Below are 25,797 nucleotides of genomic sequence, written 5' to 3'. Positions count from 1 at the left end.
TGTGTGACGCCGCCAAGCGATACGATGAATCCCGATTGATGCGGGTCAGCCGCCGGCTGGCTGGCGAGGCAAGGCGCCAAGCGCGACCGATAGATCCCCCACGACGATTCGGGCAGGCACCGCGAGCATCAGATTGAGCGGCAGGCCGAACTGCTCGACGCGCAAGCCGCTGCCATCGAGCAGGCCGCCGTCGTCCTGCGTCAATGGCCCGCAATGGCGCGTGATCCGATCTGCCAGTGGTTCGTTCGTAGGCAGGTAGCCAATCACGGGTTTGCCCAGCGCGATGGCGAACCCGACTTCGAACGCCGTCCCGGAATCGGGTTCGGCACCCCGGAATTCCGCCAGATTGGCGAGCACCGCATCGGCGGCGCGGATCATTGCAATGTTGGCGGTGTAGATGCCGGCGGCGTCGTGCGCATCGCTGTCGAGCGGCACCAGCGCGTCATGGCCGAAGAGCTGGCACAGCGCGCGGGCGGCTGCAGCCCATTCGCGCGCATCGGTTCGGAATACATCGGGGCCGGCAAGGTAGAGCTTCATGGGGCAGGGCGAATGAGAATCGGACGCCACTGTAGCGCATGCCGCGCTTCGGTCGTCCGTATCGCCTCAAGTTGGCTTGGCGCCTTGCCGTTAAAGCTGGTCTGGCCTTCAGGCCAGGTGCTTCAACGCTTCGCCCCGAGAACGCCCGTGAAGAAGGAGTACGCCCGATGTTCGCCAAACTCAGCCTCAAGACCCGCTTGTTGGTGCTCGTTGCGGTTGCATTGCTCGGCATGCTGTTCCTCGCCGCGCTGCAGATTGCCCACCTGCGAACGCAACTGCTCGACGACCGCAAGCTGACGCTGACCTCGGCGGTGGACATCGCCTACAGCGTGGCCGCGGGCCTGCAGGAGCGGGTTGAAAAGGGTGAGTTGCCGAAGGATCAGGCCCAGGCGCTGGCCAAGCAGGCCATCAAATCGATGCGCTATCAGGGCAAGGAGTATTTCTACGTTTATGACTCCAAGGGCAACGGCGTCGCGCACCCGATCCGGCCAGAGTACGAAGGCAAGAATCACTGGGACCGGAAGGACAAATCGGGCACCTACACGATCCGCGCCATGATCACCGCCGCGCTCGACAAGAGCGGCTTCGCCAACACGCTGACCGCCAAGCCGGGCAGCGATGTGCAGGTGCCCAAGCTGCAGTACCTGCGGCACTTCGAACCGTGGGACTGGGCGATCGGGACCGGGCTCTACGTCGACGACCTGGACGCGGTGTTCAAGGAAGAGCTGCTCAAGGTACTCGCCGCGATCGCCGTGATCCTCGCAGTCGTCGGCTTTGTCGCTGTTGCCGTGGTGCGGGCGGTGATGCGTGACATTGGGGGTGAGCCGGCCAAGGCCGTTGCGGTGATGCGCGAAGTGGCGGACGGCAACCTGAAAGTCAGCCTCGATAACGCGCATGGCGACAGTTTGCTGGGCGAGCTCGATCGCCTGGTGCGCAAACTTCACGCGGTGATTGGCGAGATCGGCGCCGGCTCGGCCCGTGTTACGCGGGCCGCCAAGGACATCAACGCCGCCTCATCGGCGGTGGCCGCCGCTGCCGCCGAGCAGACCGACAGTACCCAAGCGATGGCGGCATCGATGGAAGAACTCACGGTGTCGATCAACCATATTTCCGATAGCGCCAGCGAGACGGCACGCCACGCCAGCGACGCGGCGGAGCTGGCGGGCGAGGGCAAGGGCCAGGTCGCGCGGGCCGCCGAGGATATCGGCACGATGGCTTCCACGCTCAGCGGTGCCGCGACGCAGGTGCGCGCGCTCGCCCAGAACGCGGAAGAGGTATCGCGCATCGCGCAGGTGATCAAGGAAATCGCCGGCCAGACCAATCTGCTTGCCCTCAATGCTGCGATTGAGGCGGCGCGAGCGGGCGAGCACGGGCGCGGGTTTGCGGTGGTGGCGGACGAGGTGCGCAAGCTCGCGGCCCGAACGGAAACCGCAACCTCCGAGATCTCGCATGTCGTCGAGCGTATCCAGCGCGACACGCTCGACGCCGCGCAGACCATGGACCATGCAATGCCGCTGGCCGACAAGGCACGCGATGCTGCGGCGACGGCGGCGGAAACCCTGTCGCGCATCGCGGCCGGCTCGCTGGCGGCCGAGGCCCTGGTTCGCGACGTTGCGTCTTCAACACGCGAACAGAGCCAGGCGAGCAGCCTCCTTGCGCAGCAAGTGGACCGGATCGCACATCAGGTGGAGGAAACCGCGACCGAGATGTCGAGCGCAGCGCATACCGCCCAAGCGCTCGAGCAGACCGCCGCTGAACTGGATAGCGTGACGTCCCGCTTCCGCGTCTGATCAGTTGCCAAGCACCGCGGGCACGCCAAATAGCCAGACGTGCCCGTGCATGACGGCCGCGCTCGCGATGACGCCGATCACGCCGGCCTTGATGTCCGCTGCGAAGTGCGGCGTCAGCGTTGCGCGCTTGCGAAATGCCACCGCCACCAGCAAAGCGAAGCTCGCATAGGCCGCGAAACCACCGAACAACACCGTCTGGCGCATGCCACCGTTCGCAAGCAGGTGGGTGACTGACCAGATCAATACGCCGATCACCATCGGATGATGCAGCCGTGCCCGCAGATAACCGGGGAAATTGAACCCGCCGGCGACGAAGAGGATCAATGCCAGCGTGTTGGTATAGGGGGCGAGCCGGATCGCGAGCGGGCTTGGCGCGAAGATCGCCGTCGTCGGTGCGTGGGACCAGTTCATCCCGACAATCACCAGCCCGGCCAGAGACAACAGCGAATGCGTGCCGCGCCACGCGTTGACGCCAATGCGGCTGACGATGCGGCTGCGGATCGGCGGAAACACGCTTGCCACATGCGCGATCATGAACAAGGCAATGCCCGTAAGGATGAGGGTCATGGCAGCTCCGGTGATTGGGACGACTGGGCCACATGCTGCCCCCGCGGCGCGAACCGGGCAAGGCGGTGGTCCTGCTGCGCGTGGCCCGGCCAGGCTGGCGCGCGGCAAGTCCCTGAATCCAAGGGTTTCTTGACAATTTTGCAGGGTCGCAACAAACTGCCACCCCTTGCGCCGCTTTGACCTCAGCTTGCTGGGCGCCGACCCCGACCGGGCCGAAATCAGCTAAAGCGAGACGCGTTTCACAAGAACCCGTTCCGCCGCCGAGGCCGAACGGGTTTTCTGTTTTCAGGGCCGCGATGACGCTCTACGTTCCCAACCACTTTGCCGCACCGGACCGCGACGCGATCGTTCAACTGATCGCGCAGCACCCGTTTGCCACGCTGATCAGCGTGGCTGGCGGCGAACCGGTGATTACCCATCTGCCGCTGGTGGCCGACGCCACCGGCACGCTGGTCGGGCATGTGGCGCGTGCCAATCCGCACGCCGCGCTGTTGGCTGAAGGCGCCACCGTTACCGCGGTGTTCCACGGCCCGCATGTGTATGTGTCACCGACCTGGTACGAACAGCCCGGCGTGCCGACCTGGAATTACGCGACAGTGCATGTGCATGCCAAGGTGCGCGTGATCAACGGCGAGGCCGCGCAGGCAATGCTCGACCACCTGGTCGATACCTTCGACCCCGATCCGCTCGGCGAGGCGGGTACGCGGCACATGCGGCAGGATGAGCGCGCCGGCATGCTGGCCCACATCCACTGCTTCGCGCTTGAGATGCAGCGGGTCGAGGCCAAGTTCAAGCTCTCGCAGAACAAGTCGCCGGCCGATCGACTGCGCGTCGTCAGCGCCCTCGGCCAGCAGGACAACCCGGACGCTGACGCCATCGCCAGCCTGATGATGAACACCCTGATGCAGAGCCGCTGACGCGCCTTCTGCCCCCCAGATTTCAGCATTGCCACCGCACACCGGCGATGCGACACGACAGACGAGAACGATGATGCAAGCCGACCGTACCGAAGAACTCCGCGACCTGCTCGAAACCCGCATCCTGCTGCTCGACGGCGCGATGGGCACGATGGTGCAGAAGCACAAGCTGCAGGAGGCCGACTACCGCGGCACGCGCTTCGCCAACTGGGCGAGCGACGTGAAGGGCAACAACGACCTGCTGCTGCTGAGCAAGCCCGAGATTATCCGCGGCATCCACGCGGCGTATCTGGATGCCGGCGCCGACATCATCGAGACCAACACCTTCAACGCCACCCGCGTGTCGCAAGGCGAGTACGGCATGCAGGATCTGGCCTACGAGCTCAACGTCGCCGGTGCGCGGCTCGCGCGCGAAGTGTGCGACGAGTTCGCCGCGAAGACCGGGCGCCCGCGCTTCGTCGCCGGCGTGCTCGGTCCGACCTCGCGCACCGCGTCGCTGTCGCCGGACGTGAATGACCCCGGCTTCCGCAACATCACCTTCGATGCGCTGGTCGCCGACTACATCGAGTCGGCCAAGGGCCTGGTCGAGGGCGGCGCCGACATCCTGATGGTCGAGACCATCTTCGACACGCTCAACGCCAAGGCCGCGCTGTTCGCGATCGAACGCTTCTTCGACGAAGCCGGCCGCCGCTGGCCGGTGATGATCTCCGGCACCATCACCGACGCCTCGGGCCGCACGCTCTCGGGCCAGACCACCGAAGCCTTCTGGGACTCGCTCGCTCACACCAATCCGCTCACGATTGGTCTGAACTGCGCGCTCGGTGCGAAGGAACTGCGCCAGTACGTCGAGGAGATGGCGCGCGTGTCCGAGACCTGGCGCTCGGCCCACCCCAACGCGGGCCTGCCGAATGCCTTCGGCGAGTACGACGACACGCCGGAGAACATGGCGCGCCAGGTCGGCGAATGGGCGCAGAGCGGTTTCGTGAACATCGTCGGCGGTTGCTGCGGCACGACGCCGGATCACATCAAGGCGATCGGCGAAGCGGTGTCGAGTGTGAAGCCCGCTTACCGGCCGAAGAAGTCGCATGTGATGCACCTCTCTGGCCTGGAGCCGCTGGCGATCTCCGACGACTCGCTGTTCGTGAACGTCGGCGAGCGCACCAACGTCACCGGTTCGCGCGTGTTCGCGAAGATGATCCTCGAAGGCCGCTTCGACGACGCGCTGGCGGTGGCCCGCCAGCAGGTGGAGAACGGCGCGCAGGTCATCGACATCAACATGGACGAGGCGATGCTCGACTCGCAGGCGGCGATGGAACGCTTCCTGAAGCTGATCGCCTCGGAGCCTGACATCGCCCGCGTGCCGGTGATGATCGATTCCTCGAAGTGGGAAGTCATCGAGACGGGGCTCAAATGCCTGCAGGGCAAGGGCATCGTCAACTCGATCTCGATGAAGGAAGGCGAAGAGAAGTTCCTCGAACAGGCGCGGCTGGTGATGCGCTACGGCGCGGCCGCCGTGGTGATGGCCTTCGACGAGAAGGGCCAGGCCGACACCTACCAGCGCAAGATCGAGATCTGCGAGCGCGCCTACAAGCTGCTCACGGCATCGCCGGAGCAAGGCGGAGTCGGTTTCCCGCCCGAAGACATCATCTTCGACCCGAACGTGTTCGCCATCGCCACCGGCATCGCCGAGCACGACAACTACGGCGTCGACTTTATCGAGGCGGTGCGCTGGATCCACCAGAACCTGCCGCACGCCAAGACCTCGGGCGGCATCTCGAACGTGTCCTTCTCGTTCCGTGGCAACGACCATGTGCGCGAGGCGATCCACACCGTGTTCCTGTTCCACGCGATCAAGGCGGGCCTCACGATGGGCATCGTCAACGCCGGCCAGCTCGGCGTGTACGACGAGCTCGAACCGAAGCTGCGCGAACTGGTCGAGGACGTGGTGCTCAACCGCCACCCCGGTGCCGGTGAAGCGTTGGTCGAGTACGCCCAGCAGGTGAAGGGCTCCGCGAAAGAGCGCGTGGAAGATCTCGCGTGGCGCGAGCAGCCGGTCGGCGAACGCCTGAAGCACGCGCTGGTGCGCGGCATCACCGACTACGTCGTGGCTGATACCGAGGAAGCGCGCGCTGCGCTCGAAGCTGCTGGCAAGCCGCCGCTGTCGGTGATCGAAGGTCCGCTGATGGACGGCATGAACGTCGTTGGCGACCTGTTTGGTGCCGGCAAGATGTTCCTGCCGCAGGTGGTCAAGTCCGCCCGCGTGATGAAGCAGGCCGTCGCGCACCTGATCCCCTACATCGAGGCCGAGAAGCTGCGCACCGGCGCCGCCGCGAAGGGCAAGATCGTCATCGCCACCGTGAAGGGCGATGTGCACGACATCGGCAAGAACATTGTCGGCGTGGTGCTGGGCTGCAACGGCTACGACGTGGTCGACCTCGGCGTGATGGTGCCGGCGGAGAAGATCCTCAACGCCGCGCGCGAACACGGCGCGCAGGCGATCGGCCTCTCCGGCCTGATCACGCCTTCGCTCGAAGAAATGAGCCATATCGCGGCCGAAATGCAGCGCCAGGGTTTTGAAGTGCCGCTGCTCATCGGCGGCGCCACCACCAGCCGCGCGCACACCGCGATCAAGATCGCACCGAACTACGAAGGCCCGGTGGTCTACGTGCCGGACGCCTCGCGCGCCGTCGGCGTGGTCACCAAGCTGCTCTCCATCGACCACCGCAACACCTTCGTCGCCGAAGTCGCCGAGGACTACGAGAAGGTGCGTGAGCAGCACGGCAAGAAGCGCGGCGTGCAGCTGGTGCCCTACGCCGCGGCTGCGGCCAACCATGCGAAGCTCGACTTCGACGCCTACACGCCGCCGAAGCCGGACGTCACCGGCCTGCGCGCGCTGCGCAACATGGATCTGGCGAAGCTCGCCGAGTACATCGACTGGGGCCCCTTCTTCCAGACCTGGGATCTCGCCGGCCCCTTCCCGGCCATCCTCGACGACGAGGTGGTCGGTGCCACCGCGCGGCAGGTATATGCCGATGCGCAGGCGATGCTGAAGAAGATCATCGACGGCCGCTGGCTCACCGCGCACGGCGTGTTCGGCATCTGGCCGGCCGCCCGTCGTGGCGACGACATCGTCGTCTACACCGACGAGTCACGCAGCGAAGTGCGCCAGGTCTTGCCGCAGCTGCGCCAGCAGCACGAGCGCCCGGACGGCAAGCCGCACTGGTGCCTCGCCGACTTCCTCGCGCCCGAGGGCGGCAAGCCCGACTGGCTGGGTGGCTTTGCGGTCACCGCCGGCGTCGGCATCGAGAAGAAGCTCGAAGAGTTCGCCGCCGCGCACGACGACTACAGCGGCATCATGCTCAAGGCGCTGGCCGACCGCCTCGCCGAAGCCTTCGCCGAGTACCTGCATGAGAAGGTAAGAAAGTCCGACTGGGGCTACGCCGCCGACGAGTCGCTCGACACCGCGGCCCTCGTCGCCGAGCAGTACAAAGGCATCCGCCCGGCGCCCGGCTACCCCGCCTGCCCGGACCACACGCAGAAGGGCCCGCTCTTCGACCTGCTTGACGCTCCGCGTGCGACCGGACTGCACCTGACCGAATCCTTCGCGATGACCCCCGCCGCCGCGGTGTCCGGTTTCTACTTCAGCCACCCTGAATCGCACTACTTCGCCGTGCCGAAGATCGGTCGCGACCAGCTCGAAGATTGGGCGAAGCGGAAGCAGATGAGCGTGGAAGAAGCGGCGCGCTGGCTGGCGCCGGTGTTGTGATGCGTCAGCGCCTTTCTTTCCTGATGCTATTGGCCTTCTGTGGCGCATTGACGCTGTTGCCGAACGTCGCTTGTGCGGGGCTGTTCAGCAGTGGCGAAGATGAAATTGACTTCAAATCAAGCGCGCCGGAAGCTGCGACGGTCATTCTCGGGATCCGCTTCCAGTACGAAGGCTTGGTCACTGTGTACTTGCGCCACGTCGAGTCGGGAAAAGTTGGGCGCGTCATGATGAACCATGCCCCGTGGCCCTTTGGCGCTGCGTCGGACTATGGCAAGGTCGCGTTCGGGGAGGTACGGGTGCTGCGCATGGCGCCCGGCCATTTTGAGCTCATAAATGTTGAGGTTAGCCGTGCGACCACTACGCCTGTCCGTCTCGACGTAAGGGCGCCGTGGACGTCTGGCGTCAATTTCACGTTGGACGCTGGCGAGTGCGCCTATGTTGGCAACCTTGAAGTTCGCCCCAGCTCTGGACGGAATATGCTGTCCGGACTCCATATCTCGATCGCAGATTGGCAGGCGCTCGATCTTGCCATTGCCCGGACGAAGCCTGAAGGTGCCGCATTGCCAGCCGACATACACAAGCTGGTACCGCGCGAGTTCGTGCAACAACCCGGAAGGTTGACCGTCGGGCGGGAGGTGTCAGCCTCTCTGGTGCGGAAGTATCTTCCGCAATATGCCGATGCTGTGCCCGAGGTACCGCTGTCTAGTCATGATGTGACTGGCGGCACGGGGCAGGGCTCGTTCGATGACTTGGCAAAGTAGCCGAAGAGCGGGGTCGCCAGGGATTTAGCGCTAACGCATGAAACACAGTGATTGGCACGAGTACTTCGGCACAGTCAGCGCGCCCTTTGCGTGCAGCGCCGGCAGCTTGCATGTGCTGCCGGCGCTGCACAGCCGGCAGTTGGGTAACTGGCGCGACATCCATGTCTATCTGCCGCCGAGCTACCACCGCTCCTCCGCCGACTATCCGGTGCTGTACATGCACGACGGGCAAAACCTGTTTGATCCGGCGATCAGTTTTGCCGGCGAATGGGGCATCGACGACGCCATCGTCGCAACGGGTTGCGAGGCGGTTGTCGTGGCGATCCCGAACATCGATTCGGTGCGCATGGCCGAGTACAGCCCCTTCGCGGATTGGGAGTGCGGCGGCGGGCGCGGTGAGGCCTATGTCGACTTCCTTGTGGAGACCGTCAAGCCGATCATCGACCAGGCGTTCCGCACCCGTCGTGACGCGGCCAGCACCGTCATCGGCGGCGCCTCGATGGGCGGGTTGATCAGTCTCTATGCCCAACGCTCACGGCCCGATGTGTTCGGCTGCGCTGCGGTCATGAGCCCGTCGCTCTGGTACGGACGCGAGCCGCTTTTCGCCTGGCTCGTCGCTCAAGGCCGGCGCAGCGGACGTTTCTATCTCGATATTGGCACGCTTGAAGGCGACGAGATGCTGGCGGACGCGCGCCGGCTGCGCGCATTGCTAGAGCAGCAGGGCTACCGCGCGGGTAGTGATTTGCGCTACTGCGAGCAGGATGCTGAGCATTGCGAGGCCGCATGGGCAGAGCGCTTCCGCAACGCTCTGCCCTTTCTCGTCAAGTCGTCCCGCCTCTGAGTCGGCCGACCGTGTGTTGTGTCGCTCAAACGTCGCGTGAGTAGGCCGCTTTGATCCGGCACGGCCGTGATCTGGCCCATGAGGGCGAATTGCGCGGGCGCAAAGCTCCGCCGTTGCGCGAGTCGCTACACTGAAGTGACCCTTTCCCGACGCCGAGGAGTGCTGACGTGCCAATCCATCCGATGACCAAGCCCTCTCGTCGTTTCCGCATGGCGGTTGCTGCACTGCTCGCGTTGGGCGCAATGACGGGTTCGCCGGTTCGGGCGGAGACCGATCTGGGCTCCCTGGATCTGATCAGTAGTGCCTCCGAGGATTCGCCAGTGCCGCAGGGCCTGGTATTGGGTGGCGTCTATATCGGCGCGAATGCGCGCTACAAGGCGCTGGACGACATGAACCTTGTGGTGCCGGGCGGCGTGTATTTCGGCGAACGCTTCATGTACCTCGGCGACCGTGCCCGTTACTACTTTTATCGCGAAGGCGGTTTTGCGGCCTTCGCATACGGCCGCGTGCGCTTCGGTAATCTCGACCCGGCCGATGCGCCGGAGCTGGCGGGTATGACGAAGCGGGAATGGGAGCCCGAGGCTGGCATCGGCGCCAATCTGATTACGCCGTATGCGTTGCTGACGATGCGTGCGGCGAGCGACATCAGCGGTACCAGCAAGGGGCAGGAGTGCCTGCTGTGGTCGGACTTTCCCGTGATCCGCGGCCGCCTGCTGGTGATGCCCGGCCTGGGCCTGCTGTGGCGTTCGAGCAAGCTCGCGAATTACTACTTCGGCGGCGTGTCGGCCGACGAAGCGCGGCCCGGCCGCCCGCAGCACGACACCGGCGCGACCTGGTCGCCGATGATGAGCCTGATCACCAGCTATCGTTTCGACCGCCACTGGCTCGGCACGGTATCCGGCAACATCGAACACTTTGACAGCGGTACCGCAAAGAGCCCGATCGTCGCGCACGACAACGAAGTGACAGTGATCGCGGGCGTCGGCTACATCTGGTGATACCGGCCTCGTAGCGCCACACACGCCGATCAACGGAGGCGTGTGTATGCTGGCGGCTTCCCGCAAGGAGCCCCGAACATGCGCCGCTCGCGTGCCATCCATGGCGCTGCACTGTTGTTGTCCGCAGCGCTTGCCGCCTCAGCCCTCGCCGACGATGCCGTGATCGCGCGCGTGCTCGAACGCATCGACGGTCGCCAGATCGAATCGGACATCCGTACCTTGGTGGCTTTCGGCACCCGCCACACGATGTCCGACACGCAATCGGAATCCCGCGGCATCGGTGCTGCGCGGCGCTGGATCAAGCAGCGGCTTGAAGCCTGCAACGCTGAGCGCAAGGGGCGACTGAGCGTGCGCTTTCTCAGTCATGTGGAGCCGGCGGGCCGGCGCATCGACCGGCCGACCGAGATCGTCAACGTCGTCGCCACCCTGCCCGGCTTCGACCCGCTTGGCCGGGAGCGGGTGTATCTCGTGAGCGGCCACTACGATTCGCGCGCCAGTGATGTGATGGACGCGAGGTCCGACGCACCGGGCGCGAACGATGATGCCTCCGGCGTTGCTGCGGTGATTGCCATAGCGTGCGCGATGGCGGATCAGCCCACCCGTGCGACGATCGTGTTCGCCGCCGTGGCCGGCGAAGAGCAGGGCCTTCTCGGTGCCGACCGGCTCGCGCGCGACGCGGCTGCCGAGCACACCCGCATCGAGGGCATGATCACCAACGACATCATCGGTAGTTCGCTCGGTGACGACGGCGTGCGCCGCGCCGATACGGTGCGACTGTTCGCCGACGGCCTGACGCCAATGCTCAAGACGGTGTTGGCTAACGAGCGCAACCAGCCGGGTGAAGACAGCTTCGCAAAGCAGGCACGCGAGCAACTGCTGCAGATCGCCCGCATCGGCGGCGAGCACGACACGCCCACGCACCAGTTCGCCCGTGCCGTGAAGCGGGCGGCCGAGCAGTGGCAGCCGGGCTTCAAGGTGCAGCTCGTCGCGCGACGCGACCGCTTCCTGCGCGGGGGTGACCACCTGCCCTTCCTCGAGCGGGGCTTCCCCGCGCTGCGCTTCACCGAGCCGGTTGAAGACTTCCGGCACCAGCACCAGGACTTGCGTGAGTCCGATGGCCATCGATACGGCGATCTGCCGGACTATGTCGACTTCGACTACGTCGCGCGGGTTGCCCGGGCCAATGCGGCCGGGCTGGCCAGCCTGGCGCGTGCACCCGCAGCACCCGCGCGCGTCGTGCTCGATACGCAGTCACTAAGCAACGACACACGGCTGACCTGGGAGGCGAGCCCGGAGCAGAACGTAGCGGGTTATCGGGTGGTATGGCGCGAGACCACCTCGCCGGTCTGGCAGCATCAGCGCGACGCGGGCAAGGCGCGCGAACTGACGCTTAAGGGCATATCGAAGGACGACTACCTCTTCGGCGTGATTGCGCTCGACGCAGAGGGCAACGAGAGCGCAGCGCGCTTTGCCGGCATTGCCCAGTGACGCCGCATCGCGCGTGATGCGCGTCACGCGGCCGCCGGCAATAGGGAAAAATTAGGATTCCGCGAGCCAAGATTTAGGAACGGCGTGGGCGCCGCCTTTCTATTCTCCAGTCATCCGATGCGCAGGTATCGGCTCACCCCAAGACAGCAGCTGGAGAACATCATGCAACACCCCCGTCACGACATTTACGCCTTCATCCACAAAGGGCTGCGTGCCTTCATGGCGCATACGCTGGTCCGCGTCGGCCGGCTCGATGCGCACGACAGTGCCGACATCGCAGTAGTCAGCGAAGAAGTGCGTGCGCTGCTCGATATCTGCGAGCACCATCTTGAGAACGAAAACCGCCATGTTCACCCGGCGATGGAAGCGCGCCAGCCCGGCTCGTGCGCCGACGTCGCCGCGGAGCACGAGGCGCACGCCCTCGAGATCGCACAACTACGCTGGCTGCTCGAACGGGTGCCGGGCAATGACGAGGCAGCGCAAGGTCTCTACCGCCGCCTGTCCGATTTCGTCGGCCACAACTTCGAGCACATGGGCAAGGAAGAGCGCGAGCACAACGCGGTGCTGTGGGCGCACTACAGCGACGACGAGATCCGCGCAATCGAGCACGCCATCGTGTCCGGCGAAGCCCCGGATCGCCTGCAACTTGCAATGCGCTGGATGCTGCCGCACATGACGCCGAACGAGCGTGCCGGCATGCTGGGCGGAATGCGGCGCACCGCACCGGCGGAAGTCTTCGACGGCGTACTCAACCTGATCCGCCCGCTGCTCGGCGGCCGAGACTGGCGCAAGCTCACGCTCGCGCTGGGCATTTAAGGAGGCGACCATGACCCGACAGGCACAACGCTGGGTATTGCTCGCCCTGCTCTATTTCGTCATCGCGGTTGCGCTCGGCGTCGGTATGGCGGCGAGCCACGACTTCCGCCTGCGCCCGATCCACGTGCACCTCAATCTGCTCGGCTGGGTGTCGCTCGCGCTGACCGGCTGGGTCTACACCCAGTTCCCTCGCGCAGCCGCCAATCGCGCCGCAACGTTGCACTTCTGGCTCTACAACCTCGCGCTGCCGGTGATGATGGCGGGCCTCGCCGCCCTGCTGCTGGGCACCCCAGCAGCAGAACCGGTGGTGGCCGTCAGCAGCGTGCTGGTGTTCGCATCGGTCGTGCTGTTCGCGGTGAATGTGATCAGGCATCGCTTACCGGCCGGCGCTGCGGCGGCGTGACCGGATCTGCTGAAAAAAAACGAGGGGCGGCCAATGGTCGCCTCCGTTCTTTCGACGAACCTACAGGTCGCGCAGATCGAGTGGCATGTCGACCTCAAGCCGGAACAGCCCGCGCCCGGTCTTGCGCAGGCGGATGCCGGCGTTGCGTTCGTCGAGGCGCCGCTGCAGCAGGATCAGGCGGGCTTCGAGGTTGTCGCTGATCTCGGGTAGCCGCAGGTCAGGTGAAACGCGCAGTTCGCGGTTGGAGAAGTCTTCGCGGCCGGTTGCGGCACGGGTTTGCAGCAGGCACCACAGGATCGCGCCGGCAACGCCCTTGATCAGGTAGTCGCCGCCAATGAAGATGCTGTCGTTGGCGGCGTAGTGGCGGACTTCCAGCGCCTGACCGGCGAGTGGCGCGGCAGGGCGTGCTTCGCGTTCGGTGACGGCGGATTCGACCAGTGCCTGTTGTTGCAGCGCATGGATTGCAGAGCCGAGCTGGGTCGCGAGCGCGACGAGGGCATCTTCATCGTCATAGGTGAAGCGCAGGTCTTGCGGGCTTTCGACGCACAGCACACCGAGCAGGCGACCGTGCGCGAGTACGGGTACGGCGAGCTGGCTGTGCGGTTCCGGCAGGCCGGGAAACGGTATCTGCGTTTCGAGCGGCCATGGATGGGCGCCAGCGCCGTCGAGCGCGGCACGGCCGTAGCTGTACTCCATGGTCATGTGGTTGATGCGGATCGGCGTGCGGTACTGCGCCGCGACGCCGATCACGCCGTCGCCGTAGGCGATTTCGGAGCCGACACCGGTCACCGGATAGCCGCGGCTTGCCACGGTGTAGAGGCGTCCACAGGCTTCCTCGGCGAACAGCAACATCGAATGCTCGATGCCGAAGTCACTCGCGAGCGCATCGAGTGCGGCGTCGACGGCGCCATCGAGGTCAACGCAGGCCGCGATCCGTGCGCTGGCACTGCGCATCGCGTTGAGCAGGTTGCGGCGTGGCTGCGGATTTGGCAGCACCGGGCCGGGGATGCGCTCGACACCCAGCACGCGGTAAACGTCTGCACCCTGCAAGCGGAACACGCCCACCATGCCGGAGTGCGATGCAATGCCGGCGAGCTTCGCCTTCATGTGCTGGAACAGCGCGCCTTCGGTCTCGGTGCGCAGGTAGAGCAGTTCGATGTGGAAGCTCTCGCCGCTGATCGGGTCGATTACCAGCGCCGTGCTGCGCGGGTTTGCAAGGATGTTCTCGCGCGTCTTGTTGAAGAACTGGAATGACAGGGCGACATGGCGCGGATCGACGTAATGCATCTGCGACACGTAGGTCACGTTCGGCGTGCCATCGGCACTGGCAGTGGCGAGCACCGCTGGAATCGAGCCTTCGAGGCAGCCGCGGATCGCTTCGAGCTGGATCATGGGCGCCTCGCCAGGGCTTCGCCGGCGCGCGGGCCGGGGGTTTGGCCGAACACGCCATCGGGCGTGAAACGCACCGCGAGCAGATCGGCCGGGTCGCGCCAGAACACGGCGTCGACGAAGTCCCCACCCCAGCCGAGCAGGCCGATGTCTTCGGTGAAGAGGTCGAGATTGCGTCGGACGCGGGCGACGTCGCCGGGCTCAAGCGGCACGGTGCGCGCGTTGCGGCCCTTGATCTGCACCGTCTCATGCGTGCTCGGGCGGCTGAAAGTCACTGCGATGCGGCCGTTGGCGGCGATGTCACGGCAGGTGGCCTCCGCGCTTTCAGCGAAGAGGAACACGGTGAGCGTCGTCAGGTCGTCCGCCGGGCGGCAGCCAACGCCCTTCGCGATCGAGGGGACGAGGCGGCTGTCGCAGGATGCGACCGTGATCGAGAGGCCGCTGACAATGAAGTCGGCGACCGCGGGTGTCATCAGCGGGGTTTGCGGTGCGGCTGGCATCGGATTCCGGGGGGAAGGAGCGACTTCATCAGGCTAGCATCGGTGCGTTGGCGCGCAAGTGTCATTCGATACCTTGCGATACGCAAAGGGCGGCCGGCGCGGTAGCCCCTACAATCGCGGCCTTCTCGTCTTCCAGTGCAGTCGACCATGCGTGCAGCTCCCCTCCCCGCTTCGTTCTTCGGCATGGTGCTCGGTTTGTCCGGGCTCGGGCAGGCCTGGCGTCTGGCGCATCGCATGTGGGGGGTGCCGCCATGGATCGGCGAAGCCGTGCTGCTGCTGGCGGCCCTGGTCTGGGCGACACTGTTGCTCGCCTACGCACTTCAGGCACTGCGCGCACCTGCGCATGCAGCCGCCGAGTTCAAACACCCGGTGCAAGGCAGCACGCCGGCCTTGTTGGGGGTCGCGACCTTGCTGATGGTGCTGGCGGTGCTGCCCTACTCGCTGGCGGCGGCGTGGGGGCTGGCACTTGCCGGCATCGGTTGGCATCTGGCCTTCGCGCTGTGGCACACGGGCTTGTTGTGGCAGGGCGGGCGCGAGGCGCAGCACACGGTGCCAGCGATCTACCTGCCGACGGTCGCGGGCAACTTCACCAGCGCAGCGGCGCTCGGTGCGCTTGGGCATGCGGACTGGGGCTGGCTGTTCCTTGGCGCTGGGGTGTTCTCATGGTTTGCGCTTGAATCGCTGGTGATGCAGCGGCTTTGGCAGGGGCCTGCGGTGCCGGCCCCACAGCGTCCGCTGATCGGCATCCAGTTTGCGCCGCCGGTGGTTTGCGCGATGGCCTGGCTGATGCTGGAGCCCGCGGGGCACGACCATTGGCTGCTGATGCTGTGGGGCTATGGCCTTTTCCAACTGCTGCTGGGTGTGCGCCTGCGTCGTTGGCTTGCCGCACAGCCGTTTGCGCCCTCTTACTGGGCCTACACCTTCGGCGTGGCGTCGGCGACGGTGGTTGGCCTCAAGTTGGCTATTGCGGGCGTGCCGGCGGCCGGCATGCTGGCGTTGCCAGTATTCATCGCGGCCAATCTGTTCATCGGCACGCTGGCGCTGCGTACCGCATGGCTTGGGTTCAGCGGCCGCTTGTTACCGCGCACCGTGCCCTGAAACAGAACCGCCCCTTCGCGGGGCGGTGTTCGGCGTGCTGATTCAGCGTGCTGTGCGGCGGCGGCGCGCGCCCAGCGCGACGATGCCGAGGCCGGCAAGCAGCATCGCGTAGGTCTCGGGTTCCGGCACGGCGCTGATCAGCTGGGCCTGGTAGCCGGGCAGATCGCTGTCGCTGAACGAGAACACGTAGAACTTGTTCGGATTCGCGATGCCGGCCGGGTGATTGCTGTCCGTCACGCTGGAGAGGAAGTCGTTGTCGTTCGCCACGTACAGCGTGTGGCGGGTTTCGCCGCCGACCACGATGTCCTGGCCGAAGGAAAGGCCCTCGATCTTCGCCGGGATGTCGTTGGCCTTCACGCCCGCCGCGCTGAGCTTGCTGGCGAAGTCCAGCACCAGGGTCTTGCCGACGGCCTTGCTGCTCAGGTCGCCACTCAGCGCGCTGACGTCCTGCGCACCGGCGAGGTCGATCCGGAAGAACTGTTTCACGGCCGCGCTGCTGTTGTCGCCGAGGCCTTTGCCGTCTCGTTCGTCGACAAGGAACTCATGGTCGTTGATCGCGACGATCTCGCTCACGCCGCTGCCGGTCGTGAGCTTGTAGGCGTACTGGTGAGTCGTGCCGCTGGCGATGTCGATCGTCACGATGCGCACGTTCTTCTTCGTGTCCTGTTCCAGCGGCGCCTGCATGATGCCGACGAGGGTCTTGCCGTCCGGCGTGATCGCGAGGCCTTCCATGCCCTTGTTCGCGACACGGCCGATCGTGTTGCCTGCAATCTCGATGTCACCCTTCGGGCTCAGGTTGCTGACCGCGAGGTTGGCCGGCAGCGCGAAGCTGTTGGTACGTGCGCCGGTCGCGCGGTCGAACTGATACACGTAGGGGCCGTACTCGTCGGAGACGAACACGCTCTTGCCATCGTTCGACACGCGGATGCCTTCCGGGTCGAGGCGCGCGTTGTTGCCGCTGGTCGAGGGCAGCGCGGCGTTGAAGTTGTCCGAACGCCCGCTGAAGTAATACTTGCCGGCGCTGTTTTGCGCCAGCGCGCCATTGCCGACGCCAAGCCCGGCGCCGCTGCCGTAGGCCAGCGCGCTGTTGCTGTACAGCAGCGTCGTGGCGCTCAGCGTTGGCGTCAGCGTGTAGGGCAGCGCGCCGGAAGCCGAGGCGGTCAGCTTCATCGTCACCGTCTGCAGGCGCGGGATGTAGCTGGTCGTGTCGTCGATCGCGCTGTTGTAGGAGACGGCGTTCGGCCCCCGATCCGGCAGTGCGATGAAGGTGTTGCCCCCCGCCCAAGCGAGGCCAGATCCGAGGCCGCCGAGGATGTTGGCCGCGACGCCATTTTCAAGGGTTCCGCTCAGGCCCGAGAGATCGGCAAATGAGCCGGCAGCGCTGCCGTTCAGATCGCCAATCGCAACCAGGTCAAAGGCGGCGATGGCGGGCGTGGTGATGGCCGCGAGCAGGGCGGCAATCAGGGTCTTCTTGTGCATGGTGGATGTCCGTCAGGGTCGGGTGGTCGGATCGCCGGTGCCGCACGCAAGGTCGGCAAGGCCGGAAGAGCCTGTTGCCAGGCAATGACGCGGCTGTGACGGCCGCCCCCGCAGTGGCGCCTGAGCGCGACTTTCGTCACGGAGTCCGCCAGTGGTGGCGACTTGCGGTGACGTTGGTGCCGATCGCCGCCGCGCGCATTGCTGCAGCCGGTGGGCGACAAAGCGATTGCGCTGCTGGCCCACTTGCGCCCGTCGGCCGGGCGATGAACGGTCAGCTGCGCAGCTGTACCCCTCGGCTACGCCAACAGCCTTGCTTCCGAGCGTGCGCCGTCTATACCCAACAGACCGGCCGTCCGGTCGGCACCCTCATGAGGAGTAACGTGATGCGTACGATCTTCCGCTATGCGTTGTGTGCCGTACTTGCGCTGATAGCCGGTACTGCGATGTCCCAGGACAAGCAGTACAAGGAAGGCCAGGTCGTGGAGCAGAGCTTCATCAAGATCAAGCCCGGCAAGTTCAGCGATTACGTCGCTTATCTCGCAGGGCCTTACAAGGCATTGATGGAGGCGCGTAAGAAGGCTGGCCTGATTACGAGCTATGCGGTCTATTCGTTTGCGGCACGCAACCCGTCCGAGCCGGACATGATCCTGAGCACCACCTATCCGAACTGGGCGGCGCTCGATCGGGTTGCCGAGGATGAGGCGGTCTCGGCCAAGGTGATGGGCACGATGAAGCAGATGGAGCAGGCAGGCGCTGACCGTGGCGTGATGCGCGAGGTGCTCGGCTCACAGATGATGCAGGAGTTGATCCTCAAGTAGCGGGTGCCGCCGCTGCACGGCCGAGCCGGATGAAAGCTGCGCGGGCGCTGGCCGCCCGCGCGATCCGCGGCTTTCAGGCGGCGTCGGTGCTTGCGCGCGGGTTGAAGCGCCACTCGCTGAGGATCACTGCGACGACCACCAGCGCACCGCCGGCCGCACCACGCAGGCCCAGCGATTCGGCGAGCCAGAGCCAGCCGAACAGCGCGGCGAACACCGGCTCCATTGCGTAGATCACGGTCGCCTTCTCGGCCGAGATGTGGCGTTGCGCGACCGCTTGCAGGAACAGCATGCCGGCGCTTGCGATCACGCCCAGGTAGATGATCGGCAGCAAGGCTGGCGCGGTGCGGGTCGGCAGCGTTGCGAGCCGGTCGCTGCCGAGCCCGGCAACCAGCATCCAGACCAGCGCGAAGCCGGCCATCAGCACGATCTGCGTGGCGGCCAGCGTGCGCGGGTTGTGTTGCGCAGCGCGGCGCGACAGCAGGATCACGTAGACCGCGTAGGCCAGCGCGCAGACCAGCGTGGCCGCGTCGCCGATCCAGTGACCGCCGCCTTCCCATGACAAGAGCCCGATGCCAATGCACGCGAGCGCGGCGGCGGCCAGCACCTGCGCGCTTAGCCGGCCACCCAGCACGAGCCCGATGAAGGGCACCATCAGCACGTTCAGGCTCGTGATGAAGGCGCTGCGATTGGATGAGATGTACTCCAGGCCGAAGGCCTGCGTCACGTAAGACACCAGTGCGACGACACCGAGCACTGCGCCGTCGCGCCAGGTCGCGCGCGATGCCTTCAGTGCAAAGGGCAGCATCACGACACCGGCAACCAGGAAGCGCAACGCGGAGATCTCGACGCCGCTGAGCGTGGCCGAGGCCGCCTTCATCAGCGGAAAGGTGGTGCCCCAGACGAGGGTGACGAGCAGCAGCAGGACGACGTTGAGATTCACGGACGGGGCGCCGGCAAGCGGCGGGCGGGGAAAGCAGCGAGTTTACCAAGCGCCGGCACGGCCCCGCGAGGGGCCGATGTGCCTACCCGCCGGCGTTCAGAAACTCACCGCGAAACCGACCGACATGCCGCCCACGCCATCGCCGAATACATAGCGTGCGACGAGTCGCGTGCGGGTCACGATGATGTCGTAAGCGCTGGAGTCGAATTCGATGCCGGCGCCGACCTGGCTCAGGCGCACGAAGCCGAGCGCGCCGCGCTGGTCGCCGAAGTATTCGGAATGCGCGCACTCGAGCACGTAGCGCACCGGTCGGTCCATCAGCCGCCACGGTGTCGGGGCGCGGTAGCGTGCCCAGATGTTGGCAGTGGTGGAATTCGAACTGCCTTGCACCGCCTCGCTGGTGTTATTGAAGCTGCGCAGCGTCAGGTTCGTGATGCGTGCTTCGATGTCGGTTTCGTGACTCTCGTATGCCGCCTCATAGTCGAGCATCAGGCTGCCGCCCAGGCCGTAGGCGTTCAGGGTGCCGCCATCGAGGAAGGCGATGTCGTGGTCGAGCTTGTTCTCGATGAAGGCGCGCGCAACGGTGAGATCGCTCGCCACCGTACCGAGCGAGAAGTTGAAGATCGGGCGCAAGACGAGGTGGTCCGCGATCGGGAAATCCCAGCCGATGCCGCCGGTGCCGGACAAGGAGGTCCACTTCACGGGCACCGAGCGTGTCTCGGTGCCGTCCGTGGCGACGAAGCTCGGGTCGTAGCGGCTGTAGGCTGCCGCGCCTTCGAGATAGATCGGGGCTTCGCGGCTCCAGGTGAAGCCTCCGCCGACCTGCGACATCAGCAGGTCCGGGTTGCCAGTGGCATCACTGCTGATCGACAGCGAGCTGGAAGTGATGTCGGGGATTGCTGAATAGCTCATCAGCGACAGCACGCCGTTTGCTGCCTTCTGGATGTTGGAACCGGTAATCCGGTACGGCCGAACTTGCGCCACTGCGGGCGGGATCGCCAGCGCCACGGCGAGGGCGGACAGGGCAAGGCGAACGGCAAACATCGGAACGCGCTCCGGGGTTGAACCGCCGCAGTCGCAAGTGGCTGCTTGCAAGACTGACGTCGTGGTTGGTCTTGGTGACGTAGCGGAAGCTAGCACAGCCTGGTGTGGCGCGTGTTGCGCGCGGCGCGCCTATGAGGCACTAGCGATCGTCCGTCTTCGTGATTTGTACGCGGCAGTGTGCGGATTCCAGCAACACCGCCGTGTCGCTGTTTTCATTGCGCAGCAGGCAGCTACCGCCCGAGGTCACGAGGCGCAGCCGGTGCGGCTCGAAACGCGCGCGATCGGCGAGCGGCAAATCGAGCAGCGATCGCCGTGGCATCCGTTCCAGCGTCAGCCGGCTCTCTTGCGTGAAGGCGTCGGGCGCCAGCAGCACCGGCGTGCCGCCGAGCAGGGTGCTGGCCGCTGCGCGTACCTCGGCGCGTGTGTCGGCGTCCGGTTCGATCAGCAGTGCGTCGTGCTCCGCCAGCTGCTGCGGCGTCTGGCATGCCGTCAGCACCAGGCCGGCAAAAAGCGGAAGGGCCGTTGCACGGTTCATGGTTGGCCCACGATGCGGTTGTCGCGCCAGGGCGCACGCTTGCCGATGGCCGGGCCGCTGCTGATGGCCGCAATGCGCGTTTCCCGCGCTGCCGTCTGTGCCGGGCAGACGCCGTTGGTGCGATAGCTCAGCGCCGCTGCGAGGCGAGCCTCAGCTGGATCACCCAGCGGGTGTGCAAAGTCGTCGGCCACCATGCAACCGGGCAGGCCTGCGGTGCCGCTGCCCGCGGGCACGAAGCCGTCGGCGTAGTCGCCAAAGCCGGCCGCGTTGACGCCGCGGAACTGGATCGCAAAGTAGGTCGTGCCGCAGTTGTCCTGCGGGTAAAAGCCGTAAGGCTTGCCGCAGGTTGTGCTGCCGATCTGCACAACCTCGACACCGACTCCGCGCAGGCCGTTGATGATCGCTTCACTGGCCGAACAGGTGCCGCTGCCGGTAAGCACGTAGACGCGGTTGAGGCCCAGCGTCGGCAGGTTCTGCCCGTACGCGAGCGAGAAGCCGAGCGTGATGTTGTAGAACGGTGTCGGCGTCAGCGCGCGGCCTGTGATCGGGTCGGTGTTCGGATACTTGTCGTTGAACACGGTGCGTTCAAAGGTCTTGCCAGTCGTCGTTGCAGGCCCGGCCACCATGTAGGCGAGCTGGCTTGCGATCGCGAGGTAGCCACCGCCGTTGTAGCGGATGTCGAGCACCAGATCCTTGATGCCCTGCGCCTTGAGCTGGCTGATCGCGGTCACCAGATCGGCCTCCGCCGGTGCGATATGGTCGTTGAACTGCATGTAGCCGACCTTGCCATCGGCGGTATCCAGCGTGCGGGTGTTCATCACCGAGCTCAGCGTTACGGCGGTGGAAGTCAGCACCACATCGCGGGTGGTGTTGGTCGCCGGGTCGCGGACGGTCAGCGTATGCGTGGCGCCGACTTGATCCGGGAACATCGCTGCGTTGAGCCCATCCACGTTGCTGCTGTAGATCACGTCGATGCCATCGGCTGCGATGACTTCCATGCCGCGCGTGAGGCCGGCCGCTTCGGCGGGGGAACCCGGCTGCAGGTAGGCGACGCGGATCTCGCGTGGCGCCTTGCGCGAAATGCTGCTCCATTCCACGCCGTAACCGGCGGTTACGCCGGACTGCGATTCCGCGATCCACTTGTCGGTGGCGTAGGTGAAGTGAAACTGGTCCTTCTCGCGGCCGCTGGGTGTCAGCGCCGGTGTCTTCAACACATCGAAGTAGTCCTGCGGCGTGGCGTAGGCGCTCGCATCCGGATCGGGCACTTCCGAGTACCAGAGGTAGAACTCATGGATCCAGGAACGCAGCCAGGCCTTTTCGGTTGCCGCGCTGCCGGCCTTGTCCGCATAGGCCTGGCCGGTGGCCGGGTTGGTGCCGCTGCGGGGGGCGATGCACTGCGCCGCCAGGGTGCCTGAGGGCGGGAAGTCCTTGGTCGTGGTGCCGCCCGACGAGCCGCCGCCCCCGCCACCGCAGGCGGCAAGCAGCAGGGCAAGGCAACTGGCAGCAAGGGCGGTACGGGATGCGCGCATCGGTGTGGCTTCTCGACGGGGGATCAGCCGGCCATTCTGCCGCAAGTTGCCGGCGCGTATGGCTCGACTGGCGCACACCTTTGACGCCGGGCAACGGGTTTGCCGGCCGCTGATGGATCACTCCAGCGTCGGCTCCCACAGCGCGTTGACGATCTGCCAGCGGCCCTTGTCGCGAGTCAGTGCCAGGAAGTCGAAGAAGTCACGCGTTTCCAGCACTGCAATTGCCGAGCGGCCACGGATGTCCAGCACCTTCACCGCAATGCCGCGCATGTCCGCAGGGGTGTTGCGGCCGCCGCCGGCGCGCGTGGCGGCGATCAGCGCCGCAGCATCGAGCGCCTCGATGCGGATTTCGCCAGCACGATTGAGCAGCGCCGGTTTGCGCTTGAGCAGTGCAGGGTGCAGTGCAGCTTGCATCTGCGCCGCATTGCCTTCGTACCACCCGAGCGCGTAGTCCTGCACGACGGACGCCACCGCGTCGGCTTCACGCATGTCGCGGCCGTCCGCCGGGTCGAGCTTCGGTTCCCACAAGGCATTCAGCACCTGCCAGCGCCCGGCGTTCTTCACCAGTTGCAGGTAACTGAAAGTCCCGCCGGTTTCGACCACAGCCATCGCTGAGATGCCACGTTGCGCCAGCACCTCGGTCGTCATGCGGACGCGGTCCGCCTCCGGTGCGCGGCGGCCGATACCGCTGCGCGCGGCACCGAGCAAGCCAAGCTGATCGATCTCTTCGAGCTGGATCGCGCCGCTGGTGCCCACCAGGGCGGGCTTCCGGCGGATCAGGTCCGGATGCGTCACCGCTTCGAGGCGTGCGGCATCGCCGGCGTACCAGCCGTCCACATAGGCATCCAGCGTGGCGCGCAGCGCATCATCGTCCTGCGCCGAGTTAGCCCGGGCGAGTGGCATCAGGCAGACGAGCACGAGTGCGAAGCGGCACAGACGTGCGAGGCGGATGCTCATGGTTGTGTAGCCCCCGATTGATGTTCAAAACGCCCGATGCCCGGTGCGACGAGGCGGCGTGGCTGGCCGCTGGCATCGAGCTCGAAGCGGACCAGGTGAGCGCCAATGAAGCGCTGGCCATCGATCGGCAGGAACTCGCTGCGGTACGCCTCACCCAGCGCCACTTCGAGACGATCGCCGCGCACCTCGACCTTCGCTACGCGACCATCAACCGAGCGGTATTCGCCCGCGAGTCGAACGGAAGGCTGCGGGGGCCGCTGCGTGGCTTGCGCGCCGCGACGCTGGGCGAGCAGCCAGTCGTAGAACCCGGGTGTCTCCGAGTAGGTGCGTGTCCAGGCGTCATGGCCGACATTGGCCATCCAGTCGAGCCGCGGCGTCACACCGAGTTGCTTGAGTACCGCAGCCACGCGCTGATCCATCGCGAAAGGCACCACCGGGTCCACCTCGCCGTGCGCGATCCATACCGGCAGATGCGTCAGGTGGCTGATCGCCGGCAGCCAGTCGCCGGCGCTCGGCTCAGGCCATCCGCGGTTGTAGGCCATCATGTCGTTCGGAAAAGCCCCCGCCACCGGTGCCAGGGCCGCAAACCGGTCGGGGTAGGCGAGGGCGGTGCTCCATGTGCCCATGCCGCCCAGCGATAGACCGGTCAGGTAGATGCGGTCGGCGTCCACGCGCAACCGCCCGCAGACTTCGCGCAGCACCGCGTCGATAAACAACGGATGCCACATCTGCCCCTGGGGCGTTTGGGGTGCGAGCACGATCGCCGGCAGCTTGCCGCCGCCTTCGATATAGGCCGGGAGCCCCTGCGATTTCACCTTGGCGAGATCGGTGCCCCATTCGCCGGCTCCATGCAGAAACACGATCAGCGGCCACGCGCGCTGCGGTTCTGCCTCATAGCCGTCAGGCAGCGCGACGAGGTAGTGCTGGCCGTAACGACTCTCCGCCCCAGCCGGCAAACTGCCGGCCTGCCAAGGCGATGCGGCCGCGCCGAGCGCGGGGATCTGCACAAGCAAAAGCGCAGCGACGAAGCGGCGGAACATTGCAGGTAGGGCCATGGCGATTTCGTTTATTCACCGACCGATCGGTATAGTAATTATCACGGTAGGATTGTCAACCAGTCCGCAGCAGCGAAAACGCAATGGCCCGACCCAAGAGCGACACGCGAGAACAACTCATCGGCCAGTTGGTCGATCTGTTCTACGAGTACGGATACGACGGCACCACGCTGGCGCTGATCACCGCCCGCACCGGGCTCGGCCGCGCCAGCATCTACCACCACTTTCCGGGCGGGAAGGACGAGATGGCGGTTGCCGTGCTGATGCAGGCCGACGCCTGGGCCAGCGCACATGTCGACACGCTGTTGGCAAGCCCGCTACCGCCGCGCGAACGCTTGGCCGCCTACCTCAAGGTCATCGACGAGGTGCAGTACCGCGCCAGCCAGCTCACGCCGGCCAACGCCTTCGGTATCGGCAACGGACTCGCACGTTTTGGGGGCGGCTTGCGAGAACGCTTCGTGAAGCGCGCCGAACACCTGGCCGACTTGCTGGTCGATTGCGGCGTCAACCCAGCCGTTGCGAAACGGCGGGCCTGGGAAGCCAAGATCCTGATCGAAGGCGCGCTGGTGTGCAGCCGCGTGACCGGCGATCTGGCGCTGTATCGCGGCGTGATGCAGCAGCTTCAGACGCAGCTGCTCGCACCGGACGACGCGCCGGGCTTGCTGCCGGCAGGTCTGAACCTGCCGACATGCGACCCCTAGAATCCCGGCACAGGATTGGCGCCTGAAACGAGCTTGAGCTCGTCGCCCTGCAGCGTGTAGCGTGCCTGTGTCGCGATCTTCACCGCAGGCGGACGTTTTCCGTCGTCATCGGGTGTGTCTCGGGTTTCACCCTTGAAGTCGATCACCACCTGCCCCTGCCGCACCGCCCATTTGCTGGAGACGTCGAAGCAGGGCTGCATCGCGCCAAGCTCCGGGTCGGCGTTATGGCAGTCGCCCACCGCGCCCGAGTTTTCGGCTTCGAGCGGAATGCCGGGCGTCAGTGACTTCGCCTTGCCGGGCCAGACACCGAAGGCTTCCAGCCAGCTGCCGCAGTTTCCCTGCCAGCAACTACCCCATTCAGCGAACACCACGAAGGCGTTGCCGAGGCGTTCAACACGGGTAGTGCCAATGGCGCCGTTCACGCCGGATGTGCCGACGCTGTCCTGCCGCGCATCGAGCTTCCAGCCCTTGTCGTCGCGGCTGAAGAAATAGGCGCCAAGGCTGGCCGAACAAGCGTGGCAGTTCACCGGCTCGCCGTGCTCATCAACCGCCACCGCCTCGGTCACCATCACCGCGTGCGTGTCGTCCAGCCGGATCACATGCAAGGGGCTGACGCGGGCCTCGGTCTCGTCTGTCTTGTCCGGCTGCGAAGACTCCGCCGGTAAGTAAACCGTCTGATTGGCCGCCTTGCCTTTCGGTGCCCACGTCGGGAAAACAAGGCGCATCAGCCCGTTGCGGTCGAGCGCTTTCGCGTGGGGTACTTCAGGCCCGCAGGCGGTGAGGCACAGGCACAGCCAGAACGACAACAGGTAACGCATGGCAGCGGGGGCGAATGACAGGAGCGGCGGATTATGCCCCCGGCGTATCG

General features: G+C 65.8%; 24 protein-coding genes. 12 read left to right on the top strand and 12 right to left on the bottom strand.

The features are described 5' to 3' along the window. Window positions 1-45: 45 nt before the first annotated feature. Window positions 46-537 (bottom strand): nucleoside 2-deoxyribosyltransferase, encoded by a 492-nt coding sequence (locus HH302_RS10700; RefSeq protein WP_172202103.1) that lies wholly within the window; start codon window positions 535-537, stop codon window positions 46-48. 167 nt (window positions 538-704) lie between these two features. Between HH302_RS10700 and HH302_RS10695 the strand changes: the two genes are divergently transcribed. Next, window positions 705-2,327, top strand: a complete 1,623-nt coding sequence (locus tag HH302_RS10695) for a methyl-accepting chemotaxis protein (protein WP_172202101.1) — start codon at window positions 705-707, stop codon at window positions 2,325-2,327. On the opposite strand, the gene HH302_RS10690 is transcribed toward HH302_RS10695, so the two are convergent. After that, the gene (locus HH302_RS10690) at window positions 2,328-2,894 is read right to left on the bottom strand and encodes an NnrU family protein (protein WP_172202099.1); all 567 of its coding nucleotides are present in this window, start codon (window positions 2,892-2,894) and stop codon (window positions 2,328-2,330) included. Between the two features lie 296 nt (window positions 2,895-3,190). On the opposite strand from HH302_RS10690, the gene HH302_RS10685 reads away from it, so the two are divergent. From HH302_RS10685 to HH302_RS10650, 8 genes are all read left to right on the top strand, one after another. Continuing rightward, window positions 3,191-3,811, top strand: a complete 621-nt coding sequence (locus HH302_RS10685) for an FMN-binding negative transcriptional regulator (protein ID WP_172202097.1) — start codon at window positions 3,191-3,193, stop codon at window positions 3,809-3,811. A gap of 73 nt (window positions 3,812-3,884) precedes the next feature. Continuing rightward, entirely contained in the window at window positions 3,885-7,577 is a 3,693-nt protein-coding gene (gene metH, locus HH302_RS10680; protein ID WP_172202641.1) for a methionine synthase, read from the top strand. Further along, the gene (locus HH302_RS10675) at window positions 7,577-8,338 is read left to right on the top strand and encodes a hypothetical protein (protein WP_172202095.1); all 762 of its coding nucleotides are present in this window, start codon (window positions 7,577-7,579) and stop codon (window positions 8,336-8,338) included. Before metH ends, HH302_RS10675 begins: the two co-directional genes overlap by 1 nt. A gap of 37 nt (window positions 8,339-8,375) precedes the next feature. Beyond that, complete coding sequence (locus HH302_RS10670) at window positions 8,376-9,179, top strand: alpha/beta hydrolase (RefSeq protein ID WP_172202093.1); 804 nt, start codon at window positions 8,376-8,378, stop codon at window positions 9,177-9,179. A gap of 167 nt (window positions 9,180-9,346) precedes the next feature. Continuing rightward, window positions 9,347-10,177, top strand: a complete 831-nt coding sequence (locus HH302_RS10665) for a MipA/OmpV family protein (protein WP_216661865.1) — start codon at window positions 9,347-9,349, stop codon at window positions 10,175-10,177. Window positions 10,178-10,255: 78 nt separating this feature from the next. Beyond that, window positions 10,256-11,665: a M20/M25/M40 family metallo-hydrolase gene (locus tag HH302_RS10660; protein ID WP_172202091.1), complete on the top strand. Its 1,410-nt coding sequence runs from the start codon at window positions 10,256-10,258 to the stop codon at window positions 11,663-11,665. Window positions 11,666-11,827: 162 nt separating this feature from the next. Then, complete coding sequence (locus HH302_RS10655) at window positions 11,828-12,481, top strand: hemerythrin domain-containing protein (RefSeq protein ID WP_206254637.1); 654 nt, start codon at window positions 11,828-11,830, stop codon at window positions 12,479-12,481. Window positions 12,482-12,491: 10 nt separating this feature from the next. Beyond that, a complete protein-coding gene (locus HH302_RS10650; RefSeq protein WP_172202087.1) occupies window positions 12,492-12,884 on the top strand; it encodes a cytochrome-c oxidase in 393 nt (130 codons plus the stop codon). A gap of 60 nt (window positions 12,885-12,944) precedes the next feature. On the opposite strand, the gene HH302_RS10645 is transcribed toward HH302_RS10650, so the two are convergent. Continuing rightward, complete coding sequence (locus HH302_RS10645; RefSeq protein WP_172202085.1) at window positions 12,945-14,276, bottom strand: GAF domain-containing protein; 1,332 nt, start codon at window positions 14,274-14,276, stop codon at window positions 12,945-12,947. Continuing rightward, window positions 14,273-14,746: a pyridoxamine 5'-phosphate oxidase family protein gene (locus HH302_RS10640; RefSeq protein WP_172202083.1), complete on the bottom strand. Its 474-nt coding sequence runs from the start codon at window positions 14,744-14,746 to the stop codon at window positions 14,273-14,275. Before HH302_RS10640 ends, HH302_RS10645 begins: the two co-directional genes overlap by 4 nt. Before the next feature lie 174 nt (window positions 14,747-14,920). On the opposite strand from HH302_RS10640, the gene tehA reads away from it, so the two are divergent. Beyond that, window positions 14,921-15,871: a dicarboxylate transporter/tellurite-resistance protein TehA gene (gene tehA, locus HH302_RS10635; RefSeq protein ID WP_172202081.1), complete on the top strand. Its 951-nt coding sequence runs from the start codon at window positions 14,921-14,923 to the stop codon at window positions 15,869-15,871. 42 nt (window positions 15,872-15,913) lie between these two features. On the opposite strand, the gene HH302_RS22470 is transcribed toward tehA, so the two are convergent. Further along, complete coding sequence (locus tag HH302_RS22470) at window positions 15,914-17,350, bottom strand: esterase-like activity of phytase family protein (RefSeq protein ID WP_172202079.1); 1,437 nt, start codon at window positions 17,348-17,350, stop codon at window positions 15,914-15,916. A gap of 383 nt (window positions 17,351-17,733) precedes the next feature. Between HH302_RS22470 and HH302_RS10625 the strand changes: the two genes are divergently transcribed. Next, window positions 17,734-18,168 (top strand): hypothetical protein, encoded by a 435-nt coding sequence (locus HH302_RS10625; RefSeq protein ID WP_172202077.1) that lies wholly within the window; start codon window positions 17,734-17,736, stop codon window positions 18,166-18,168. A gap of 73 nt (window positions 18,169-18,241) precedes the next feature. Here HH302_RS10625 and HH302_RS10620 read toward each other — a convergent pair whose 3' ends face one another. The 6 genes from HH302_RS10620 to HH302_RS10595 form a co-directional block, all read right to left on the bottom strand. Next, complete coding sequence (locus HH302_RS10620; protein WP_172202075.1) at window positions 18,242-19,108, bottom strand: DMT family transporter; 867 nt, start codon at window positions 19,106-19,108, stop codon at window positions 18,242-18,244. A gap of 96 nt (window positions 19,109-19,204) precedes the next feature. Then, a complete protein-coding gene (locus HH302_RS10615) occupies window positions 19,205-20,152 on the bottom strand; it encodes an autotransporter domain-containing protein (RefSeq protein WP_216661864.1) in 948 nt (315 codons plus the stop codon). A gap of 139 nt (window positions 20,153-20,291) precedes the next feature. Then, the gene (locus HH302_RS10610; RefSeq protein WP_172202073.1) at window positions 20,292-20,687 is read right to left on the bottom strand and encodes a hypothetical protein; all 396 of its coding nucleotides are present in this window, start codon (window positions 20,685-20,687) and stop codon (window positions 20,292-20,294) included. Beyond that, the gene (locus HH302_RS10605) at window positions 20,684-22,216 is read right to left on the bottom strand and encodes a S41 family peptidase (RefSeq protein WP_172202071.1); all 1,533 of its coding nucleotides are present in this window, start codon (window positions 22,214-22,216) and stop codon (window positions 20,684-20,686) included. The genes HH302_RS10610 and HH302_RS10605 overlap by 4 nt, the downstream gene beginning before the upstream one ends. Before the next feature lie 117 nt (window positions 22,217-22,333). Beyond that, window positions 22,334-23,173 carry a nuclear transport factor 2 family protein gene (locus tag HH302_RS10600; protein WP_172202069.1) on the bottom strand — a complete coding sequence of 280 codons (840 nt, stop codon included), beginning with the start codon at window positions 23,171-23,173 and terminating at the stop codon, window positions 22,334-22,336. Further along, window positions 23,170-24,228, bottom strand: coding sequence for a prolyl oligopeptidase family serine peptidase (locus tag HH302_RS10595; protein WP_172202067.1), 1,059 nt, complete (start codon window positions 24,226-24,228; stop codon window positions 23,170-23,172). Before HH302_RS10595 ends, HH302_RS10600 begins: the two co-directional genes overlap by 4 nt. A gap of 83 nt (window positions 24,229-24,311) precedes the next feature. Between HH302_RS10595 and HH302_RS10590 the strand changes: the two genes are divergently transcribed. Beyond that, window positions 24,312-24,929 (top strand): TetR/AcrR family transcriptional regulator, encoded by a 618-nt coding sequence (locus HH302_RS10590; protein ID WP_172202065.1) that lies wholly within the window; start codon window positions 24,312-24,314, stop codon window positions 24,927-24,929. Here the strand turns inward: HH302_RS10590 and HH302_RS10585 are convergent. Beyond that, a complete protein-coding gene (locus tag HH302_RS10585) occupies window positions 24,926-25,747 on the bottom strand; it encodes a hypothetical protein (RefSeq protein WP_172202063.1) in 822 nt (273 codons plus the stop codon). The two genes, HH302_RS10590 and HH302_RS10585, sit on opposite strands and share 4 nt — an antisense overlap. Window positions 25,748-25,797 lie beyond the last annotated feature (50 nt).

It is taken from the genome of Niveibacterium sp. COAC-50 (genome assembly GCF_013184235.1).
Taxonomy (GTDB): Bacteria; Pseudomonadota; Gammaproteobacteria; order Burkholderiales; family Rhodocyclaceae; genus Niveibacterium; species Niveibacterium microcysteis.
Note: the sequence above shows the minus strand (reverse complement) of the source record. Positions and strands in the feature narration are given on the sequence as shown.

Coding starts and splice junctions, on each gene's coding strand:
- HH302_RS10700 (WP_172202103.1), bottom strand. CDS start 537: ATGAAGCTCTACCTTGCCGGCCCCGATGTATTCCGAACCGATGCGCGC.
- HH302_RS10695 (WP_172202101.1), top strand. CDS start 705: ATGTTCGCCAAACTCAGCCTCAAGACCCGCTTGTTGGTGCTCGTTGCG.
- HH302_RS10690 (WP_172202099.1), bottom strand. CDS start 2,894: ATGACCCTCATCCTTACGGGCATTGCCTTGTTCATGATCGCGCATGTG.
- HH302_RS10685 (WP_172202097.1), top strand. CDS start 3,191: ATGACGCTCTACGTTCCCAACCACTTTGCCGCACCGGACCGCGACGCG.
- metH (WP_172202641.1), top strand. CDS start 3,885: ATGCAAGCCGACCGTACCGAAGAACTCCGCGACCTGCTCGAAACCCGC.
- HH302_RS10675 (WP_172202095.1), top strand. CDS start 7,577: ATGCGTCAGCGCCTTTCTTTCCTGATGCTATTGGCCTTCTGTGGCGCA.
- HH302_RS10670 (WP_172202093.1), top strand. CDS start 8,376: ATGAAACACAGTGATTGGCACGAGTACTTCGGCACAGTCAGCGCGCCC.
- HH302_RS10660 (WP_172202091.1), top strand. CDS start 10,256: ATGCGCCGCTCGCGTGCCATCCATGGCGCTGCACTGTTGTTGTCCGCA.
- HH302_RS10655 (WP_206254637.1), top strand. CDS start 11,828: ATGCAACACCCCCGTCACGACATTTACGCCTTCATCCACAAAGGGCTG.
- HH302_RS10650 (WP_172202087.1), top strand. CDS start 12,492: ATGACCCGACAGGCACAACGCTGGGTATTGCTCGCCCTGCTCTATTTC.
- HH302_RS10645 (WP_172202085.1), bottom strand. CDS start 14,276: ATGATCCAGCTCGAAGCGATCCGCGGCTGCCTCGAAGGCTCGATTCCA.
- HH302_RS10640 (WP_172202083.1), bottom strand. CDS start 14,746: ATGACACCCGCGGTCGCCGACTTCATTGTCAGCGGCCTCTCGATCACG.
- tehA (WP_172202081.1), top strand. CDS start 14,921: ATGCGTGCAGCTCCCCTCCCCGCTTCGTTCTTCGGCATGGTGCTCGGT.
- HH302_RS22470 (WP_172202079.1), bottom strand. CDS start 17,350: ATGCACAAGAAGACCCTGATTGCCGCCCTGCTCGCGGCCATCACCACG.
- HH302_RS10625 (WP_172202077.1), top strand. CDS start 17,734: ATGCGTACGATCTTCCGCTATGCGTTGTGTGCCGTACTTGCGCTGATA.
- HH302_RS10615 (WP_216661864.1), bottom strand. CDS start 20,152: ATGTTTGCCGTTCGCCTTGCCCTGTCCGCCCTCGCCGTGGCGCTGGCG.
- HH302_RS10610 (WP_172202073.1), bottom strand. CDS start 20,687: ATGAACCGTGCAACGGCCCTTCCGCTTTTTGCCGGCCTGGTGCTGACG.
- HH302_RS10605 (WP_172202071.1), bottom strand. CDS start 22,216: ATGCGCGCATCCCGTACCGCCCTTGCTGCCAGTTGCCTTGCCCTGCTG.
- HH302_RS10600 (WP_172202069.1), bottom strand. CDS start 23,173: ATGAGCATCCGCCTCGCACGTCTGTGCCGCTTCGCACTCGTGCTCGTC.
- HH302_RS10595 (WP_172202067.1), bottom strand. CDS start 24,228: ATGGCCCTACCTGCAATGTTCCGCCGCTTCGTCGCTGCGCTTTTGCTT.
- HH302_RS10590 (WP_172202065.1), top strand. CDS start 24,312: ATGGCCCGACCCAAGAGCGACACGCGAGAACAACTCATCGGCCAGTTG.
- HH302_RS10585 (WP_172202063.1), bottom strand. CDS start 25,747: ATGCGTTACCTGTTGTCGTTCTGGCTGTGCCTGTGCCTCACCGCCTGC.